The following is a 1,342-nucleotide window of genomic DNA, read 5'->3' as shown; positions in this document are numbered from 1 at the left end:
CGCAGCGCACCACGCAGCAGATCCTCCAGGTACTCCAGCAGCCGAGTTGGCGCTGCACGGCCGTGGAGGTCAGGCCGATCTTGCGCCCGACGGCACGGGCGCCCTCGTCGATCCGCCGTCGAGTGCCCAGATTCTGCACCGCGTAGGCCGACTCGACGTCGTCGGCACCGATCAGGTCACGCACCGCTGCCACGGGCACGCCCAGGTCCGTCGCGGTCGCGAGTCGTTCGGCAGCGGCGCGAACAGCGGGCAGGTGCTTCATGGTCGTGGTCATCGTGCTTCCTCCAGGGTGTTCGGCGTTGCCGACGCCACGACGCGCAGGGGGTTGTGATCGGCGGTCAGCATCGCGGGGGTGACGGCGAGGCGGGCCAGCAGTGCGGTGACCAGTTCGGTGGCGTCGGACTTCGCGCTGGTTCCGAAGACGTACTTGTCCGGGCGGAGCAGCACCGTGCCACCTTGGGCGACACCGGCTTTGGCGAACCACCGGGCCAGTTCGCCGGTGTGGTCCTCGACGTCGGCGTAGTCGGTGGCGGCGACGCGTGCGTCGCCCGGCTCGCCCTGCGGGCGGCCACCGGTCGGATACACGGTGACGAACTGGGTTCCGAGGATCTGCAAGGCGTTGCGCTGGGCGACGCCGAGTCCATCGCGCGGATCGACACCGTAGCCGATGACAGCGAAACCGAGGCCGAGGGCGTCGTCGAGGCGCTGGTGGCGTCCGTCGAAGGTGCGGACGTCGGGCTGCGGCGCCAGGGTGCCTTCTACCCCGCGCAGCACATTGCGGGGAAGCCCGAAGTACGCGCCACGCTTGAACCGTGGGGACGGCTTCATCTTGGCTTCCCGGATCCAGGTATTCAGCCCGGGAACCTTCAGCGCGGTGGCCAAGGCGACGTCACGAGCGCCCGCGGCGAACCGGTTGTCGATCGAGACGAGGCTCTTGTTGAAGACCGACAGATCGATCATCGCTTTGGCGTGCGGCCGTCGCTCGGTCTCGTAGGTGTCGAGGAGGTCGAGATCGGCGCCGTGCTGGATGATGGCGCCGAGCTTCCAGGAGAGGTTGTCGGCGTCGCGGACACCGGAGTTCATGCCCTGGCCGATGAATTGCGGGGTCATGTGCGCGGCGTCACCGGCAAGCAGAATGCGTCCCGCGCGCCACTGGTCGGCGACAACGGCATTGAAGGTGTAGACCAGTTTGCGCAGCACCGTCACTTCGTCGGGGTCGACGTAGTGGCCGATGAGATCACGGACCCGGTCGGGGTCCTCCATCTCCTCCTTGCTCTGCTCGTCGTTGAGCATGAACTCGAAACGGTGGTGTCCACCGGGTTGCGGACACGACACCGTCGGC

1 protein-coding gene and 1 pseudogene are annotated in these 1,342 nt (G+C 67.8%); both read right to left on the bottom strand.

The features are described from left to right. Positions 1-274, bottom strand: a pseudogene (locus ACWDNU_RS45930) (hypothetical protein); the annotation flags it as partial. Then, on the bottom strand, positions 271-1,342 hold a 1,072-nt coding region (locus ACWDNU_RS45925), incomplete at its 5' end, for an FAD-dependent monooxygenase (protein ID WP_449673459.1). The gene ACWDNU_RS45925 and the pseudogene ACWDNU_RS45930, both read right to left, overlap by 4 nt.

Source organism: Amycolatopsis sp. NPDC003676 (assembly GCF_053587275.1).
This window is presented reverse-complemented; position numbering and strand designations above follow the sequence as displayed.